General features: G+C 57.0%; 16 protein-coding genes. 4 read left to right on the top strand and 12 right to left on the bottom strand.

All coding sequences use genetic code 11. The annotated features are described in order from the left end of the window. Window positions 1-4 precede the first annotated feature (4 nt). On the bottom strand, window positions 5-1,426 hold the full coding sequence (locus FE784_RS36655; RefSeq protein ID WP_139607200.1) for a CapA family protein: 1,422 nt from the start codon (window positions 1,424-1,426) through the stop codon (window positions 5-7). Window positions 1,427-1,543: 117 nt separating this feature from the next. Continuing rightward, window positions 1,544-3,298, bottom strand: coding sequence for a DEAD/DEAH box helicase (locus FE784_RS36650; RefSeq protein ID WP_139607199.1), 1,755 nt, complete (start codon window positions 3,296-3,298; stop codon window positions 1,544-1,546). Window positions 3,299-3,615: 317 nt separating this feature from the next. Between FE784_RS36650 and FE784_RS36645 the strand changes: the two genes are divergently transcribed. From FE784_RS36645 to FE784_RS36630, 4 genes are all read left to right on the top strand, one after another. Continuing rightward, on the top strand, window positions 3,616-4,062 hold the full coding sequence (locus tag FE784_RS36645) for a MarR family winged helix-turn-helix transcriptional regulator (RefSeq protein WP_139607198.1): 447 nt from the start codon (window positions 3,616-3,618) through the stop codon (window positions 4,060-4,062). Window positions 4,063-4,092: 30 nt separating this feature from the next. After that, window positions 4,093-4,869 carry a pirin family protein gene (locus FE784_RS36640; protein WP_139607197.1) on the top strand — a complete coding sequence of 259 codons (777 nt, stop codon included), beginning with the start codon at window positions 4,093-4,095 and terminating at the stop codon, window positions 4,867-4,869. Window positions 4,870-5,172: 303 nt separating this feature from the next. Beyond that, the gene (locus FE784_RS36635) at window positions 5,173-6,327 is read left to right on the top strand and encodes a winged helix DNA-binding domain-containing protein (protein ID WP_139607196.1); all 1,155 of its coding nucleotides are present in this window, start codon (window positions 5,173-5,175) and stop codon (window positions 6,325-6,327) included. 638 nt (window positions 6,328-6,965) lie between these two features. Next, window positions 6,966-7,706, top strand: coding sequence for a YwaF family protein (locus FE784_RS36630; RefSeq protein ID WP_139607195.1), 741 nt, complete (start codon window positions 6,966-6,968; stop codon window positions 7,704-7,706). Between the two features lie 87 nt (window positions 7,707-7,793). Here FE784_RS36630 and FE784_RS36625 read toward each other — a convergent pair whose 3' ends face one another. The 10 genes from FE784_RS36625 to FE784_RS36580 form a co-directional block, all read right to left on the bottom strand. Continuing rightward, the gene (locus FE784_RS36625) at window positions 7,794-8,108 is read right to left on the bottom strand and encodes a hypothetical protein (RefSeq protein ID WP_139607194.1); all 315 of its coding nucleotides are present in this window, start codon (window positions 8,106-8,108) and stop codon (window positions 7,794-7,796) included. 49 nt (window positions 8,109-8,157) lie between these two features. Then, window positions 8,158-8,721: a GyrI-like domain-containing protein gene (locus FE784_RS36620; RefSeq protein WP_139607193.1), complete on the bottom strand. Its 564-nt coding sequence runs from the start codon at window positions 8,719-8,721 to the stop codon at window positions 8,158-8,160. Between the two features lie 239 nt (window positions 8,722-8,960). Continuing rightward, a complete protein-coding gene (locus FE784_RS36615) occupies window positions 8,961-10,334 on the bottom strand; it encodes an FAD-dependent oxidoreductase (RefSeq protein WP_139607192.1) in 1,374 nt (457 codons plus the stop codon). Window positions 10,335-10,355: 21 nt separating this feature from the next. Beyond that, entirely contained in the window at window positions 10,356-11,366 is a 1,011-nt protein-coding gene (locus FE784_RS36610) for a glycoside hydrolase family 130 protein (protein WP_139607191.1), read from the bottom strand. A gap of 115 nt (window positions 11,367-11,481) precedes the next feature. After that, a complete protein-coding gene (locus FE784_RS36605; RefSeq protein ID WP_139607190.1) occupies window positions 11,482-12,351 on the bottom strand; it encodes a carbohydrate ABC transporter permease in 870 nt (289 codons plus the stop codon). 247 nt (window positions 12,352-12,598) lie between these two features. Beyond that, entirely contained in the window at window positions 12,599-13,495 is an 897-nt protein-coding gene (locus FE784_RS36600) for a carbohydrate ABC transporter permease (protein ID WP_425465589.1), read from the bottom strand. Window positions 13,496-13,578: 83 nt separating this feature from the next. Beyond that, complete coding sequence (locus tag FE784_RS36595) at window positions 13,579-14,943, bottom strand: ABC transporter substrate-binding protein (RefSeq protein WP_139607188.1); 1,365 nt, start codon at window positions 14,941-14,943, stop codon at window positions 13,579-13,581. Window positions 14,944-15,046: 103 nt separating this feature from the next. Further along, on the bottom strand, window positions 15,047-16,681 hold the full coding sequence (locus FE784_RS36590; RefSeq protein WP_139607187.1) for a response regulator: 1,635 nt from the start codon (window positions 16,679-16,681) through the stop codon (window positions 15,047-15,049). Further along, a complete protein-coding gene (locus tag FE784_RS36585; RefSeq protein ID WP_139607186.1) occupies window positions 16,668-18,437 on the bottom strand; it encodes a cache domain-containing sensor histidine kinase in 1,770 nt (589 codons plus the stop codon). The genes FE784_RS36590 and FE784_RS36585 overlap by 14 nt, the downstream gene beginning before the upstream one ends. A 160-nt stretch (window positions 18,438-18,597) precedes the next feature. Beyond that, a partial coding sequence (locus FE784_RS36580) for a hypothetical protein (protein ID WP_218103869.1) occupies window positions 18,598-18,880 on the bottom strand: 283 nt, incomplete at its 5' end.

Here is an 18,880-nt window from a genome sequence, read left to right as displayed (position 1 = left end):
ACGGCTATTTTTTGCTCGAAGTCTGAACGGTCCCGTCCTTATCGACCTGGGCTTCAAAGGATATGCCGGTCAACCGGTCGTACAGCTTCGCGGCCGCATCCCCCGTCATCGGCTCCGGGTTGGCCAGCTTGGTCAGCACCGGCACCGTCTTGAGCGAGCATCCGCCCTCCTTCGAGCAGGAGGCCTGCAGAATGACCGATTCCCACGTAAGCGGATTTTCGTTCATCGTAAAGATGAAGTTGCCCAAGCTGTAGGCGATCCACTTGCCTTTATAGTTTTCGAAGCCTTGCAGCACGTGAGGATGTCCGCCGACGATGAGGTCGGCGCCCGCATCGATGTATTCGCGGGCGAAATCTCTTTGGTATTTCTCCGGCTGATCCTTCCGCTCGATTCCCCAGTGCGCCACGACGATAACGAGATCGGCTTGCTTCTTGGCATCCCGGATCGCATCAAGAGGCACTTTCAATGCATATGTATCGGCTACGCCCGGACGGTCCTTCCCCGCCTTCCAATCCTGCGTCGGCACGACCTTGCTCAGTCCGAGGAAGGCGATCTTGATGCCCTTCTTCTCCACGATGACCGGCTTAAACGCCTCGGCCGCGTTGCGCCCCGCCCCGAACCAGCGGATGCCGGCTTTGTCCAGATGATCGAACGTGTCCAGCAGGCCGGTCGTGCCGTAATCGAGTATATGGTTGTTGGCCAGATTGACCAGATCGAAGCCCGCTTCCCTGAAGGCGGGAAGTGCTTTCGGAGTGGAGCGGTACGCGTACTCCTTGACGGCCGCCGTTCCTCTTTCCGTCAAAGGCGTCTCCAAATTGGCGATGGTCAAATCGGCATTTTCCAAATAGTCGCGGACGTTTCGGTACGGATAGTCGTACCCGTTCGCCTTCAGAGCCGTCTCGACATTATCCGCGAAAATGACGTCCCCCACGAACGTAAGCTGGACCCGGTTCGGATCTTCTGTCGCGCCCGTCCCTCCTGTCGCGGGAGGCGTCGTAACGGCCGGGGCTTTGTCCGTTCCTTCCGGATTTCCTCCGCCTTGTCCGACGTTGCCGGTCGACGGAGTACTACCGTTCGTCGCGTCCGTATTGGCGGTCCCGGTATTCGAAGGATCGGTCTCGGCCGGCTTCTTCGTCCCGCTATCCGCATTGCCGTCCGGCTCCTTGCCCGGCGGTTGCGTCTTGCTCCCGGGGTCGCTTTTGCCGCCGCCGTCGGAAGGGGCTTGCCCTTGCCCGGCTTGGGGCTTCGGATCCGGATCGCTTGGAGGCGCGCTGCCGCCGCCCGTACCGTTATAAGACAACCACAATATGAACACGAGCGAGAAAAATGCCACGACGAACGCCGAAGTCACCCACCGGCGCTTCAGTTTCCGTTTCGAGCGGCTGCGCTTGCGCTGGTATGTTTCCTTACGCGATGAATGCTCCATATCGACTCCTTTGACCTTTTTCTATGCCTTATTATAACAGAAAAAAGAAGCATCCGGCTCCTGTTTTGGCGTGAGGGGATGCTCCTTTCCCGGAAATCCGTCGGATGGTCTCCGGAGCTATTTGCGTCTCCCCGTACGTCCGCTTCGCGAGCCCGGCCGAGAAGCGGATAGGCGAGTATCTTTCCGGCTGCTGCCGAAGCTTGCGCTTTCGCCGCGCCTGCCGGGCTTTGCATTATCCGGGCGTTTTGCCGGGTATGCGGCGGAATCCGCGCTTCTGCCCGGTTTTGCGTTAAACCATTGTCCGGAATCCGACGCTGCCGAGCGCTTGCCCGGCTTGGCCGAATTCCGGCGTTCACCCGTTTTGACAGCCTCCGGACGACTTCCGGGGTTAACGGCTTCCCGACGGCTCCCCGCCTGATCCGCCGCTGCATCCCGGCGCCCCCCCGGCTTGTTCCCGTCCCGGCGATTTCCCGGATTGGCGGCAAATTCGGTTCTCCCTTTCCTGCTCCCGCCCTTCTGTTCTCTCGGATTTGTCGCAGGCTCCGAGCCGCTTCTACGAGTCCTTGCGGGCTGATCTTCCGTTCGGGCCGGGACTCCGGCTGTGCTGCGGCGTGTCCCCCCGCTTTTGCCGGCCAAACCGCCGACATTGGCGCGAGCGGACGGACTCCTGCCCTGCCAACGCTTGCCCTCGCGCTCATGCCCCGCTCCGGATGACGGCTTGGCGGCTGCCGGACGTCGGCCATCTTCATTCGTTTGCGCCCCTTGTACCGCTTTCCGTTCGAGCACGGATCCGATCGCCCGTTCGATTTCCTTCAATTCTCCAATGTCCTTGGGAGCGACCAAGGTGACGGCGGTTCCTTGCTGGCCCGCCCTGCCCGTGCGGCCGATCCGGTGAATGTAGCTTTCCGGGTCTTGAGGAATGTCGTAGTTGTATACATGCGTCACTCCGTCGACATCGAGCCCCCTGGCGGCTACGTCGGTCGCCACGAGCAACTGCAGCTGCGCGTTGCGGAATCGTCTCATGACCGCTTCGCGCTTCGCCTGCGTCAGATCGCCGTGCAGCTCGTCGACGCTCAGGCCATCCGACGCAAGCGATTCCGCCAACTTTTTGGCGCGTATTTTCGTCCTGCAGAAAATGACGGCCAAAAAAGGCGGGTTTTGCATAAGCAGCTTGACGAGCGTGTCCTTCTTCTGCCGGTCCGTCGTTTCGACGACGTATTGGCGAATTTCATCCAGCGTGATCCGTTTGCCTTGTACGCGAATATCTTGCGGGCGTTTCATATAACGTTCCGACAAGACGCGGACCGATTCGGGAAACGTGGCCGAGAACAGCATCGTCTGCCGGTCGTCCGGCGTCTGGCGGATCACTTCTTCCACCTCGGGGAGAAAGCCCATATGCAGCATTTGGTCGGCTTCATCCAGAACGAGTGCGGACAGCCGCGACAAATCGATCGTTCCGCGGCGTATATGATCGAGCAGCCGCCCCGGCGTGGCGATCACGATATCCGGCGAGCCTCCCAGCTTGTGCGCCTGGGCGATGACGTCTTGTCCGCCGTAGACCGACATGACCGTCGATCCGACCGCGTCCGCCAGCTTGCGGGCTTCCGAAGCAATTTGAATCGCCAGCTCCCGGGTAGGAGTCAGTATAAGCACGCGGACGAATTCGTTGCGCGGGGCGGACTTTTCCAATAAAGGCAGCAGAAACGCCAGCGTTTTGCCGGTGCCCGTCTGCGCTTGCACGATAACGTCCTTTCCCGAGAGCGCGAAGGGAATCGTTTTTTGTTGTACCGGGGTCGGCGCGGACAAGCCCCCGCGGCGTAAAGCGTCGCATAAACCGGCACCGATGCCGAGCGACGAGAAGGTTGGTTCCAAAGGTGTTACCTCTTTTCCGGCGGCCGGATAACGACCGCATCAATTAGGGAATGATGCTAATAGTATAGGGGAAACGAGGGGTGGCGTCCAATCGGGTGATAAGAAAGCACTTGACAATATTCCCGCAACGATATATCTTAAAATTAAGATAAATGAAACATAGATTTTATTTTCTTTATCGCAACCAATAGCGTAACGCACAAGTACGCGCTGGCGCAAGTGCCCGGTCCGTTAACCTGCGGATTTCCGATTTGACGGGCAGTTGTACGGAGCATTTCCACCCATCGTGTATTAGTTCCGGAAAGGAGGCCGCATTCGTGGCAAAACCCGCAAACGATTCGTTGCAGCTGTTCATCGTCTTGTCCAGAGCAAGCCAATGGGTTAACGCGCACGCCGACCGGCACATACGCAGAATCGGGCTGAACCGGACCGAATTTGGCGTACTGGAGCTGCTGTATCATAAAGGACGCCAGCCGCTGCAGCAGATCGGCGAGAAAATATTGATGACAAGCGGAAATATTACGTACGTGGTCGACAAGCTGGTGCAAAAGGAGTTTGTCGCGCGCGTAGCCTCGCCCGAAGACCGACGGGTCTGGTTTGCCGAAATTACCGACAAAGGCAAAGCGTTTATCGAAGACACGTTTCCGGAGCATACGGCCGTTATCGAGGAGGCTGTCAAAGGGCTGACTTCGGAAGAAAAGCAAGCGGCCGCGGAGCTGCTGAAGAAGCTGGGACACAGCGCGGAGCAAAGCTTCAAAAAATAACTCGTGTTTATGTCAAAGGAGGAAATTACGATGGCTGTTCAACTATATACGGCGGCTGAGCAAGGGGAAGGCGAGTTCGACGGAGGCAAAATAACCGAACAAAAGCCGATCGGATTTCCCGGCGAAGGCAGCGCCGTGAAACGGGTAGGCCCGCTCTTCTACTGGGCATGGGCTTTCGCTCAGCAGGATGGCTACATTCCGCCGCATCCGCATCAGGCGTTCGAGATCCTGACCTACGTGGTCCAAGGAACGGCCGTGCACGGCGATTCGCTGGGAACGAACAGCGAGATCGGACCGGGCGGCGCACAAGTGATGCAGACCGGCTCGGGCGTTTCTCACGAGGAGCGATTCGTGGGGCCGGACATGGAAGGCTTCCAAATTTGGTTCGAGCCCGATCTGCGCAAATCGAGACTGACGCCGCCGACCTACCATCAATTCGAGCATGAGCAATTTCCGAGCGTACGGCAGGACGGCGTCACCGTCAAATCCGTCATCGGCGGCGGCTCACCGGTCGTCCTCGCGACAGACGCAGCCATGTGGGACTTGACCTTCTCCCCCGGCGGCGAATATCGCCGGAAGCTGGCGGCCGGGCGCTCCTTGGCCCTCTTGGCGATACGCGGGAACGGAATGCTTGATCGCGCGGACGACACGCCGCATTCCGTATCCGTCAGTCACAAGGACTTTGTCGTCATCGATGCCGAAGCCGGGGAAGACCTTGTGATCAAAGCCGGGGAGGAAGGGGCGCTGCGGCTTATCGCCATCGAAGTGCCGACACGGGTGGACTATCCTTTGTACAATAAGCGATAATCGACGATTGTCCGCACCGGACATTTTATAAGAAAAAGTCTACCGACGTATTTCGAAGATGAACGACCGCGATTTAGCGGTTGTTTTTCTTGGTAAAGAAAGTCTCATCACCCTTTACCGCTTTAGCGAAGTTAAATTTTTTTTCTTTCTTTAACGATAAAAAGCAACCCGAGAGGCCGATCGGCCTCTTTTTGCCGTGGATCATGCGGTCGATAACGTCCCGTCTTCACTGACGGCAACTGTCAGGATGGACTGGTATAATAAGTATATAGAGTCCGAACGAACATTAAAGGAGACTTCATAATGGAAGCAAATACACGGCGGGACACAGCTCTCGGCCGCAAAGGGCAAAAACCGGAAGCCGTACTCGGCAAACGCGCCTTGAACCGCGCTTTGCTCGAACGCCAGCTGCTGCTGCGGAGAGCGGACATGTCCGTCCCGGACGCGCTCGAACGTCTTGCCGGGATGCAGGCGCAAGTGCCCAATCCGCCATATATCGGGCTGTGGGCACGGTTGAACGGCTTCCGTCACGAGGATTTGTCCGAATTGATGCGCAGTCGGCAAGCGGTGCGGATTGCGCTCATGCGTTCGACGATTCATTTGGTGACCGCACGGGACTGCCTCGCCTTCCGTCCCGTCCTGCAGCCGTTTCTGGAGCGCGCCTTGACCGGCTCGTACGGCAAACGCCTCGCCGGACTGGACATCGGGAAGCTTGCGGCTGCCGGGCGTGCGATCGTCGAAGATCAGCCTATGACGTTCGGCGAGCTTGGCAAGCTGCTGCTCGAACAGTTCCCGGGTCGCGAACCGGCCGCCCTCGCGAACACGGTACGCAATATTGTACCGCTCGTCCAAATTCCGCCCCGCGGAATATGGGGCTCGAGCGGGCAAGCCGCCCACACATCGGTCGAAGCCTGGCTGGGACGACCGCTCGATTCCGTTACGGAGCCCGACGGAATGATCTTGCGGTACTTGGCTGCATTCGGCCCGGCCACGGTCAAGGATATGCAGGTGTGGTCCGGTCTTACCCGCTTGAACGAAGCGGTCGATAGGCTTCGGCCACAGCTCGTCGCGTATGAAGACGCGGACGGCAACGAGCTGTTGGATGTGATTGACGGCCCGCTGCCCGATCCGGACATCCCGGCGCCGGTACGGTTTTTGTCCGAGTTCGACAACATGCTTCTGTCTTACGCCGACCGCACCCGCATTATCGCCGACGAGCACCGTTCGCTCGTATTTACCGAAAACGGGATTATCCGCGCCACTATTCTGGTAGACGGCTTCGTCGGCGGAATATGGAGAATCGAGCGCCATCGCAAGGCCGCAACGTTGACGATCGAGTCTTTCGGCGCGCTGTCTGCGGATAATTCCGCCGCGCTGCTCGAGGAAGGCTCCCGGCTGCTCGACTTCGCCGCTGCCGATGCGGTCTCGCGCGATATCCGCTTCGCGCTCCCTGAATAACGGATCAAAGCCGCAGCACGAGCTGCGGCTTTGGATTTGTATAGGCTACTTCTCCGTAAAGCTTTATTGATGAATCGATACATATCGTATGGCTCGAACCTGTTCTATTGCGGCAATCGTACTCTAAATGGTCCGCAGTCCGCAGCATATTCGCGTACAGAATGGTATGCAGCGTGTGATGCGGTGTAAGCTTGCCGCCAATGTCGGCATTGGCGAGAGCGCGAATCTATCAAATAGCGGAACTGGAGTACGCTATTGATCCGAATACGAGTGCCCATGGCAAAATAACGGAAAACCATTCCTCTATAACGTCGTTCACGTTCATCTTTACCCGGAAAAGGTCGAAATAGAGGAAGCCGGTTCCGTTATAATCGGGAGTGCAGCGAAATTCGCGACAATAGCGGAATTTTGTACCGCTATACATAGGCAACGTGTTGCTCATGCCCACCAAAAGACATTCAAATCAAGGGGATTATACGTTCGAAGTTAAAAATGAAGGATACATCCCTTGGAGCTCATGGTAAAATAATCCTATAGCTCAGCCGTCGTCGACGCAATTTTGGGATAACGATTTTAGCAAGGTTTATATGTTACGGGAACGAAAAAGAGAAAGTTTCATTCAAGGGGGGCGTTTGCACATGAGTCGTTATACGGACGCCAGCAGTCCGGATGCGTTTATCGCGTATTCCCAACCTCATCTTATCGCATTGGCTATATTCGTCGCTTTGGTCGTTTTGTTGTATGCCGGCCGTCATTGGCTGAGTGAAGGGAAAAGAAGCCGATACGGCAGGTACGTTCTGGCGGTCGTGCTGACCGCATCGGAGTTGTCGCTTAACGCGTGGTACGTGGCCGAGAATGTATACAGCGTCAAGGACACGCTGCCGCTCGAGCTTTGCAGCCTGTCCTTGTACTTGGGTGTGGCCATGCTGCTCCTCAGGAGCCGTTTCCTGTTCCAGATCGTCTACTTCGCCGGCATCGGCGGGGCCGTTCAAGCCTTGTTGACGCCTGTCCTGTATTACGATTTTCCCCATTTCCGGTTTATCGAGTTTTTCGCCGCCCATATCGCGATCGTCCTGGCCGCCCTCTATATGGTCTGGGTGGAGCGGTTCCGGCCGACTTTGAAATCGATTTTCATTACGATGGGCTTTCTGAACGTCGCTCTTGTCGTCGTCTTCTTCGTCAATCGTATAACTGGCGGCAATTACATGTTCGTGGCAGGCAAACCCGACACCGTCTCGCTGCTCGATTACCTCGGACCGTATCCGTGGTACTTGCTCTCGATGGAGGCCGCCGCTATGGCGATTTTCTTGCTATTATATTGGCCGTTCGCCATCGCACCCTCGTCCCCGGCCAAGAAGCGGAGCGATACCGGCTATTAGTCGGACTGGCGCACAATGACGAAAACCAGTCATCCGATCGTAGCCCCCGCCTCCGGCAATCGGTATTTGAAACGATCAACAATCGCGTCATCGACAGCTAACCGTTAATTTATGAACCGAACCGGGGCGCGGTTGTTCGTATGCCCACTTGGCGCAGCAAGCGGAATAAAAAGTTCCGTTATCGTCTTCGAAATCCGCCAAAACCGGGCTTTGAGGAAGGATTTGTTCCTTTATCGGCCCAAGAAAGGCGCTTTCCGCACGCATTATTTCAAATAGAGGAACTTTTCCTTCCGAATTGAGCCGTCCGCCTGCCCGTTGGCCGCGATTGAGGAAATTTTTGTTCCTTACCCGATCAATAGAGGAAATAAATGTTCCGCCATCGCCACCCATAAGACCGTTCAAGCCGTTTTAACCGGCTTATGCCACTTCCGCCGGCAGAAGCACTATTAGTCTAGGAATCGGACAGAACCGCGATGTAAATGCGAACAACCGTATCCTCGAGATCGCCTTGCGTGAAATCGTACAGCTCGAAATCGCCCGTGAACGCCCTTTTGACCGCGGACTGCCCAAAGTAAGCCCATATGTCCCGCCAGGCTTGCGGGACCGTCTCATGAAACGGTCCTTTCGGGGTTTCGAACACCATATACCGGGCTTTCGGAACGGCCGCCACCTGCAAGTTTCTCATGCTCTCCGCCACACCCGCTGCTTGCTGCTTCTCCATGCTCTCCGTCACGCCCGCTGCCTGCTGCTTCTCCACGCTTTCCGTCACGCCCTCCGCACATTCGTGTCCGATTACAACCGTATACTCGCCGGAAGCATCGCTTTCGTAATCGGTATACAAAGCGTACAGAAGGTGACGGTTTTGCAGCCCAGGCTCGGACGATAGCGGGTTTTGAAAATAGGTTCCCCACAACTCGGGAAGGCGTCCGTTCGGGCCCGTTTCGTCGGCATTCGTAGTCCGAACGCTTATACCTGCCAGTCGGAATGCGTCTCTTTGTTCGTAATTGATTGTCATCGTTTTGTTCTCCTCTTCTGGTCGGATATAGATAGTGTACATGAGGAAACAAGACAACAGTGTGTCAGGTTCAAACCGTTCCGAGCTTTTATAGGCGTTCTTGCTGTTAAGACGCACCGCCAAACAGAGCAGCGGATAACCGATGCTCTGCAAGCGTAGCAGCTAATGTTGACAAGCTTGCGTTCTGGACGGGCCAAGCCCCCTCCTCGGGGAGACCGCCCGCCTGAACAGCAAGGCGATTACGCGTTTGATGGCTGCGCGGCCTCGGAGCTATGCGCTTCTCCAAGCCACGCTCCCTGCTCCAACAGCAGCTCGCGAAGACGGGGAACGGACACGCCCCGCGAAGTCGCTGACGCCTTCAGCGCCATGGCCGCAGCGGTACCCGAAGCCTGGCCCATCGCGAAGCAGTTCGGCATGACGCGCAGCGAGCCTTGAACGGCGCGGTCGGATGAAGCGGCCCGCCCAGGCACCCACATGTTGTCGATGCCGATAGGCAGCAGCACGCGATAAGGCACGCCGTGGGATTTGCCGGGCGGCAAATGGGTGAACGTCATGCTGCCTTGGCTGTTGGCCAAATGAATATCGATATAGTAGGCGTTGCGTGCGATGTCGTCCTCGAACGAACGGGCTTCCATAAAATCTTCCGCCGTAAGCACGTAATCGCCCTGGATGCGGCGCGTCTCGCGGATGCCCAGCTGCTCGCCGCTCGCAACCATATGCGCTTGCTCGAAGCCCGGCACATAGTCGCGGAAAAACCGCACCTGACGCTCGGCCAGCCTGCGTCCTTCGATCGCTCCGCGGGTCAAGTCCTCCGCCTTCGTGCCGTCTACGCCGAACACGTGTCCGAAGTTGACGCCGACCAAGTAGTCGTTGACCCAGGCGAGGCCGGAAATGGATTTGCGTCCTTCCGGAAGCGCGCCGTCCGCGATCGCCCGTTCCACCGTTCGATGCAGCTGTCCCGTGTCTCCGGTTTCCTCCAAAAAGGCATGGAACCGTTGACGGTCCACATTGGCCAGCAGGTAGCACATCGTCCCCGGCTGCAGCTCGCCCTGCTCGCCGCCCTTCTGGAACGGCACTCCCGCCAAGGCGGCCATATCCGCATCACCGGTCGCATCGATAACATACTTGCAGCGGACAAGCGATCGCCCGCTTTTGTTGACGATGACGATCCCCTCGATGTTCCGCTTGTCTTCGGACAGCACGACATCATAGACGAACGTATGGAACAAAAGCGATACCCCGTTCTCGAGAGCGGCATCGTCATAGATCCGCTTAAGCGTCTCGGGGTCGATCGGAACCCAGTCCAGCGCATGCTCGTATTCCTTGCGGTAGTCGGCGTTGCACGCCTGCTTCATCCGCTCCATCAGCTCCATGCCGATGCCGCGGATAATCGGTTTTTCCTTGTCCGTGAACGGGCAAAACGCCGGGACAAGCGAGACCGTCCCCATCCCGCCAAGAAATCCCCGCTGCTCGATCAGCAGCGTGTCGGCGCCATTCGCCGCCGCACTGATCGCCGCCGCGATTCCGGAGGCTCCTCCTCCGACGACAACGACATCCACATCGCGGGATACGGGGATGCTCTCCGCAGGCAATGTCACTCGGTCGAAACTCATAACCATCCTCCTCCTCCTCGCTTACTCGCCATCGCCTTTCAGGCAAAGACGGATCAAATCGTCAACGTCCGCGGTTGCCAAACACTCTACCGTATCGGCTGCGCCATAATACATTTTCACCTCGCCGGACGGCTCCAGAATCATGCCCCCCGGGAAAATCACGTCATTGCGGAAGCCGCCCTCGACCTCGTAAGGCGCCTCGGGTGCGAGCAGCGGAGACTTCGACATCCCGACGATGCGGCTCGGATCTTCCAAATCGAGCAGCATAATTCCCGCCGTATACCGTTTCTTCCAAGAAGCTTCCCAGCCGTTCTTGCCCCGGCTGCGGTCGAGATCCACCGCGTGGAACGTCGTCAGCCAGCCTTTGTCGGTCTTGATCGGAGGAGCTCCCGGACCGACCTTGTCGTTGGCGAACGGCACGTGCTCTACCCCGAGCACCAGCTTGGAGTTGCCCCAATAGCGCAAATCGGGCGAGTCGCTCATCCACATGTCGAAGCGGTCGCCGCCGCCCCGGCTGTATACCGGAAAAGGCCGTTCCAGGCGAACGTAATGGCCGCCGATCTTCTCGGGGAACAGCACCATATTGCGATTATCCGGCAGCGACAGGCTGAGTACGTCGAACTTGTCGAAGTCTTCCGTTACCGCAATCCCGCCGCGCAGACCATGCTTCGTATCGACCGCAAAGCACATGTAGCATTTGCCGTCGATGACGGTCAGCCTCGGGTCGTACACCCGGATTACTTCCTCGTCGTGCCATGTCCAGCATGGAGTCGGCTTCACTTCCCAACGGATGCCGTCGTCGCTCGTGGCGAGCCCCAGATTCGTCGTGCTGGAAGGCAAAATCGTCTGCTTCTCGGCGTCGCCGTAATCGTTGCGGAACACCATTACGTATTTGCCTTCATATTTCGCTACGCCCGCATTGAACACCATCGCCGGGCCGTAAGGCACATCCTTAGGCGACAGCAGCGGATTGGCCGGATGGCGGGTCACTAGCGGACTGGAGCGCAGCGTACCGATCGTATTGTGGCTCATCGTTTTCTCTTCTCCTTTTGGCAAGTCAGGCTTCATGCATTCCCGTTCATTTTTTCTTTTTTTCCCGTGCCCGTCAAGTTGCATATATGTTGCGCATAACGCCTCGAGCTCCGGATTATCCCTTAATCGAGCCGGCCGTCACCTGCATGAACGATTTGTTCGCGATCATATAGACGACCAGCATCGGCAATATCGACAAACAAGCCCCGGCCATCATCAGATGGATTTGCATGGCGGCAGACGATCCGTAACGCAGGTTCGCAAGGCCTACCGTCAATGTTTGCAGCTTCGGGTTCGTCATCGTGAAGACGAGCGGCAATATATATTCGTTCCAGGCGTGCCGGAACGCGAACAGTCCGGTCACTCCGAGTCCCGGGGCGAGCAGCGGGAGAATGATTTTGAAGAAGCTGCGGGTAAAGCCCGAGCCGTCCATCATGGCGGCTTCGTCCAGCTCTCGCGGAATCGCTTTGAAAAAACTGAGCAAAATAAAGAACGTGCTCGCATGAGCCGCCACCAAAATGAGCACGACGCCCCACAGCGTCGTATTCAAATGCAGCTTGACCATCAAATCGAATTGGGGCCGCAGCACGACCGCCCCGACGGATATGAACATCGTGGAAGCCTGCAGCCCCACGTACAGCCTTTTGCCGGGAAAATTGCGTCTGTCTACCACGTAAGCGGCCATCGCGGCCACGAGCAGAGTTCCTATCGTCGCCATTACGCTCAGGAAAACGCTGTTTACCGTATACCGGGCGAAGTTCGTTTGCTTCCACGCCTCCGCGTAATTGGAAAATTGCCATGCCTGCGGCAGCAAGCCTCCGCCGGTCATCAGCTCGGCGCTGCTTTTCAGCGAACCGGTCACCGTCATCAGCACGGGGAACACGGTCAAAACGGCCATGATCAGCAAAAACAGCCACATCGCCGTCTTCCCGAGCCAGGACCATAACCGCAAGGGCGGTTTTGCCAGCGTCGCTTGTCCGTTCATGCGAATTTCGCCTCCTTCTGGAAGTCCGGTGATGTACTGAACGGAGCGTTTGGAAAGAGACTGGGAAGCGTAAGCATGCGCACTTGTTTCCGGATATTCAAGTGATCCCCCATGACGCGAATCATCAAAACTTATTCCGATTGCTTTTGGGGGAGCCCCCTTCTTACGGGCATATCGAATCAAAAAATCTGGAAACAACGGCGATCGGAAGCTCTTTCCAAACCCGCTGCGGAGTTATTCGCCGGACTTAGAAAACTTTGTTCATTCTGCGGCTGAACCAATAGTACAATGCCGTAATCGCCCCGACGATGACCGCGGTCGCGAAGCCTACCGCACTGCCGTAGCCGATTTGCTGATCGACCGGGGAGCCCGTGGATACCGGGAACAACAGCTTGTACAAATACAAGTACATGACTTCGGTTTTGCCGATCGGTCCGCCTTCGGTCATGACCATGATGCTTTCATAGCCTTTGAGCGAGGCGATGATCGCGAGCATAATGATCATCTGCATGACCGGGCCGAGCATCGGAACCGTAATATGCCAAAACCGCTGACGGGCATTCGCGCCGTCGATCGACGCGCTCTCGTACAAGTCTTGCGGAATGCTTTGCAGGCCCGCGAGGAACAGCAGCATGTAGTTGCCGATCGCCCCCCATACCGCGACGAGTATGACGGTCAGCATCGCATGCTTCGGGCCGAGCCAATCGATCGGCTCCCCGATCAGATGGTATTTGAGCAGCAGCTGATTGACCATGCCGTTGTAGGAGTTGAAAATGATATAAAACACGACGGAAATGACCGCCGTACTGATCACGGTCGGCATGAAATAAATCGCCCGCAGAAAGTTGCGTCCCCGCAATTTGCCGTTCAGGATTACCGCCAGAAGAAGCGATAAGGGGATCGTAAGCAGCAGCTTGCCGCCCGCGAATACGAACGTATTGCGCACCGATTCCCAAAATTGCGTATCCCTGGCGAGCCTTCTGAAGTTGTCCAAGCCGACGAACAGCTCGCTGCCGTAGCCCGGGTAATCGTAAAACATATACCGCAGCACCCAGATGAGCGGGTAAATGCCCAAGGCGAGCGTGAGCACGATGCTCGGCAGCAAAAACAGCGAATTTTCGCGCAGCCGCATCCACTTGGCCATTGCCATCCTCCTCCTTTCCTTTTTCGGACAAGCGAAAGGGGCTTTCGCAAAATCTTTCTCACAAAAGCCCCTGAAATCGACTATTATTTGCCTTGCAGCCTGCTTGGATCAAAAGTCGGGTCCGGCTTCGCCTGCACGCTGCCCTTCTCGACCGCTTTGGTCAAGGCCGCGTTGTATCGGTTGTTCAAATCGTCCGTAATTTTTTGCAAATCGCCGCCGCCGACCACATATTTGAAGAAAGCGTCCGCGTAGTTGGCCCCTTCCGGAGTCACGTTCGGCGAAACCGGCCACAGCGAGTCGAGCTTGCCGACGAGGAAGCCTTCCATGCCCGGGATGTCCGGCTTGCCGGCCTTCTCCGCGATGCTCGGCACAACCGCGATGCCGAAGCCTTTCTCATGGTACGTCTTCATGATGTCATCGCCGTACATGTATTGCATGAACGTCCATGCCGCGTCCTTGTTCGGCGATTTGTTGCTGATGCCGAGCCACGTGCCGGCCGATACGATCTCGGACGTTCCGTTGCGCTTGCCGTCAATCGTCGGCGGCAGAGCGCCCGCCCATTTGATTTTCGTCGGGAACTGGTCCTTGTACACGCCCGGCTCCGTCGAGAACGAAAGGTACATGCCGATTTTGCCGGCCGCGAATTGGGCGCGCAGCGGATCGATATCGAGCGATTCCGCCCCCGGCAGGATGCTGCCGTTATCGTACATTTGCTTGAAGTAGCCCATCACCTGTGAATAAGGCGCGAAGTCGAATTTGCCCGTTTTCAGATCGTAGCCGAGACCTTGATAGCCGCTGAGCGACAATATCTCGCGGACGGACCGGTCGAACGCCTGCTTCGGATTTTTGAAGTTCAGGGCGAAGCCGTAAATGCCGTCCTTTTTGCCGATGTCCGTAATCTTCTTGGCCGCGTCCACCATTTCCTGAAGCGAGGCGGGCGGAGCCTGGATGCCGGCCTTCTCGAACAGCTCCTGGTTATAGACGAGCCGCAGCGTCAAGCCGGTATTCGGAAGCGAGTACAGCTTGCCGTCGAACCGGTTCACCCCGTCGAAGATGACGGTGGAAAACTTTTTGTTCAGCTCGTCGTTCATATAGGAATCAATCGGGGCCAAATACTCTTTTTTGACGAACGTTTCGGTGTTCGCGCTTTTCAGCCGCAGTACGTCCGGCGCCTGATTGCTGGAGAAGGCGATGTCCACGCTCTGATTATAGTTTTCCGACATGATCGTCAGTTCCACTTCGATATTGTCCTTGTTCGTGGAATTGAACTTCGACACGAGCTCCTTGATATATTCCTGATCGTGACGGTCGTCCGTCCAATATTTGATGATTTTCTTCGCCGGCGCCGCTCCGCCTTCCGCTTCCTTGGCCGGCTCCGTGCTTCCGCAGCCTGCCAATCCGGCTGCCAAAACGGCGCTTAGTCCCAACCCTATCGTTTTTTTCAGCATAAGCGCTTACCCCTTTTTGTCGAGTTGTTGTTGCCTCATAGTCAGTATAGGGCGTTTGCAGCAAAAAGAGAGTGGGGTAAATCCACTCTCGAGGGATGTAAAATCATTGTTTTGCCCCTTCCGGACCGTCCGGATGAAGGCTGGCCCGGAATTCCGACGGCGTCATTCCGGTCATTTTCTTGAACATGTCGCTGAAATACCGCCGTTCCTCATAGCCTACGGCCGACGCCACGTCTTGAACCGGAACTCCGCTCACAAGCATCGCCTTTGCCTTCTGAATCCGTTCGCCCGTAACGTATTGGGTAAGCGTCATGCCCGTCACCTTCTTGAAGAGGCTGGAAAAATAGCTCGCGCTCAAATGCACGTGCGCGGCGCATTCGGCCACCGTGACTTCCCGGTGAAGCTGGCCTTTCAAATAATCGAGCGACTTGTAGATGACGGCCTGTCCTTCGGACAAGCTGTTTTTGCGCACAAGCTCGGCTCCGTCCCTGCACAGATCCGCGACCTGCTGCTCGAGACCCGACAGCGTCAGCCCGAGCTCCGTCCGCATCGTCTTGAACCGTTGAACGACAGGCTGAATATCCGGGTACGGGACGAGCTCGTAGAAGGTGCGGATGGCGGATGCGGCCAGCTCCTCGTAGAAGCTGAGCAAATAGTCCGGGTTCGGCCGCGGCTTGACCGTATGGAGCGTCACCGCGATGTCGGACAATACGGCGGACGCCCGTTCGCCGTTGCCCGAGCGCAGAGCGAGCAGCAGCTCGTCCTTATGCTCCAAGGAGAAGGGCGCCTGCTTGTCCGATTGCGGAATTTCATCGTAGCCGATCGCCGCATTGCCCTCCGTGAACAAATGGTAGGCCAGCGCCCGTTTCGCCTGTCTGTACGAATCGGGCAGCTCGCTTATATGCTCGACTCTGCGTCCCGTTCCGATCGATGCGGTAAATTTCGTATACTGTGCGATATTCCGGCAGCAGCTCTCGGCGATTTGCTCCACCGTCGCGGTTCCCGGATCGTTCATTACGGCGACGAACCGGTTGTCCTTCGAGCGGAACACGATCGCACGGGCTTGCTCCCGGATCGTTTCCTCCGTAATGTTCTGCATAGTGAACCGGATCAATTCCACATCGTGGACGGACAGCCGGGCGGCCCGCTCTTGAAACCGATCGATTTCCAGCAGCAGCACGACGAAGCCCCGATGCTCCAAATCGACCTTCAAATAGTCCCAACGTTTGGCGGCGAGCTCCCACGGCGTCCGGTGGTTGACCAGCAGAGCGAAATATTCCTGTATGAGCACGGGCATGCTCTCCCGTACTTTGAGCTCCAACTCCCGGACGCCGAGCAGCCTGGATCGCTCCCTGCCGATCTCCTCCTTCGCCCGAAGCGCAGCCTCCGTAATATCCTCCTCGGTAAACGGCTTGACGACGAAGTCGAAGGCGCCGAGCTGGACGGCCTGCTTCGCATAATCGAAATCGGCGTAGCCGCTGATCAGGATGACCTTGCACGAGAAGCTCAGCTCGAGTATGGCCCGCAGCATCGTCAACCCGTCCATTCTCGGCATGCGGATATCGGTTATTATAATATCCGGCCTGGTCCGTTTCACCAGCTCCAGCCCGTCCTCGCCATTGGCCGCAGCTCCCGCGAACGCGATGCCGTGCTCCGCCCAATCGATCGCGGTCAGACCGTCTACTACGCTCTTGATGTCGTCTATGGTGCAGAGGGTAATTTGCTCATGTGTGTACATCCGGATTCGTTCCTTTCAAAGGCAAGGACAAACGGACGGTCGTTCCTTCGTCCGGCCCGCTCTCGATCGTTACGTCGGCCTCGTCTCCATAATAAAGCCGAAGCCGGCTGAACATATTGCCGATCGCATAGCCTCTCTCCGGCTCCGGCCTGTGCAGCGAGCGTACCGTCGTCTCGTCCATGCCGCGTCCGTTGTCCTTCACCGTAATATACCATCGCTGCCGCTCCATATCCCCGTCCGCCTCGATCGTAATGCGTCCGCCGCTCTCCATGCCTCCGAAGCCATGGAGAATGCTGTTCTCCACGAGAGGCTGCAGCATAATGCGCGGGACGGGGAGGTCCGTCAGCCAAGCCTCGCGAACCCGGATGTCGTATTCGAACAAGCTCTCATAGCAGAACGCTTGCAGCTCCAAATATTGGCGGACGTGCTGCAGCTCCTTGTCCAGCGTCGTAATTTCGTTTCCTTTATTGAGCCCGATCTGGAACAGCCTGGACAGCGCCACTACCATCTGCTGCGAAGGCTCCACCTGACCGAGCTTCAGCTTCCAATAAATCGTATTGAGCGTATTGTACAGAAAGTGCGGGTCCATCTGCGCCGACAGCGCCTTGATCTCGGCCGACCGCTTGTTCGTCTCCGCCTGCCGGACCTCTTCGATCAGCACCACGATTTGCTCTAGCATCCGGTTAAACCGGTTTCCGACCTGCGCCAGCTCGTCGCTTGAGCGGCTTTCGAAGCGGGCGGTCAGATCGTTGCCCTCCACCCGTTTCATTACCCTTTGCAAACCGAGCAGCGGCTTGAGCAAATACCGGGTGAGCGCATCGGATACGAGCACCGTCACGATAAAGCAGCAGACGGTGAGGAGCAGAATGAGCCATTTCACGTCATTCATATCCTTCAGCACGTCCGCTTTGGACTGGATCGACAGGATCGTCCAATCGTTGATGCCTAGACGGGCGTAATTGATCAAATACGTATCGCCGTTCAGCTCCTCCGACGAATACCCCGTACTCTGATCGCGATTATGGACGAAAGGAGCCAGTATGCCGCTGCCGACCGCCTGCCGGACCAACGCGTCCGGCTCGGTAGCGACCAGCCCGGCGTCCGCATCGAGCAGAAACCTGGACGCCACTTCCGCCGTATCCGGAGCGACCAGCTTCCGCAGCCCTTCCTCGCGAATATTGACGACTACATATACGTCCTTAAGCGGAAAATCCGCTATCGGCTCCAATATAAGCGATACGACGCGCGCCTTGCCCAGAAACAGATTGTCCTCGTGCCCTTCCACCCAGATGTTCCGCTTCTGCTCCGATACGCGCCCGAACAGCGGCGTATCCGCAAAGGAGGCTTGCCGGTTGCGGTTCATCGACAGCGGGTAAAATTCCCCGATCGGGGTCGACACGTAAATCGAATGAATGAGCGGCTCCGCCATTCGGGCTTGCGAGAATACGTTGTCCAGATTGGCCAGATGGGTGAAATATTGGCCTTTCTCCCCGAACAATACGTCCTTGAGCATCGATTGGAACGGTTGGCTGATCATGAACGTCATCATGACGATCATCAGCTTGCTCAGCTTCTCGTCGGCGATCTGCGCCGATTTGACGACCGCATCCTGCGTCAGCTTCATCGCATTCGTCTCCATCCGGTTCGCCGCGATCGAATAGGAGAAGACGCCCGTAATCAGAATGGACAATATCGTAACGGCCAAAAAAGCCGATCTCAGCTTGCCGCGGAACGAAAGCTTGTTCAGGTCGATCAATGAGTTCACGTCCAGCCCGGAATAATGGTTATGATGCTTCGATTATGGCACGGCGTTCCCCTATTCACAATGCCCGCGCACCCGATACAGTCGTTTTACCGCACCCGGACAGCAGTCTTGCCGCATGTACTTTTACGTTACCCAATTTGTGGAAGATTTATTATCTGTTCTTTATGGCGGCAACGGCCTGGTTCGCTTCCTCCTCGACCTTGCGCAGCATCGAATTGAGGTCTGTCGTGCCCATGGCGAGATCGTTTAAATATTTCCGGTATATCGCCGACAAGTCCGGGACGTAGATCGTTCTCGAGGAAAGCGGCGCGAATTTCGTCAGAAAGGCGGACTTCACATTCCGGTCTTTGTAGTACATATTTTTGGCGAATTCCTTGGCCCGCTCCTCGGCACGCTCCTTGACACGCTCCTTGGCACGCTCCTTGACACGCTCC

The sequence above is a fragment of the Paenibacillus hemerocallicola genome (assembly GCF_006265175.1).
GTDB classification, from domain to species: Bacteria; Bacillota; Bacilli; order Paenibacillales; family NBRC-103111; genus Paenibacillus_AB; species Paenibacillus_AB hemerocallicola.
Note: the sequence above shows the minus strand (reverse complement) of the source record. Positions and strands in the feature narration are given on the sequence as shown.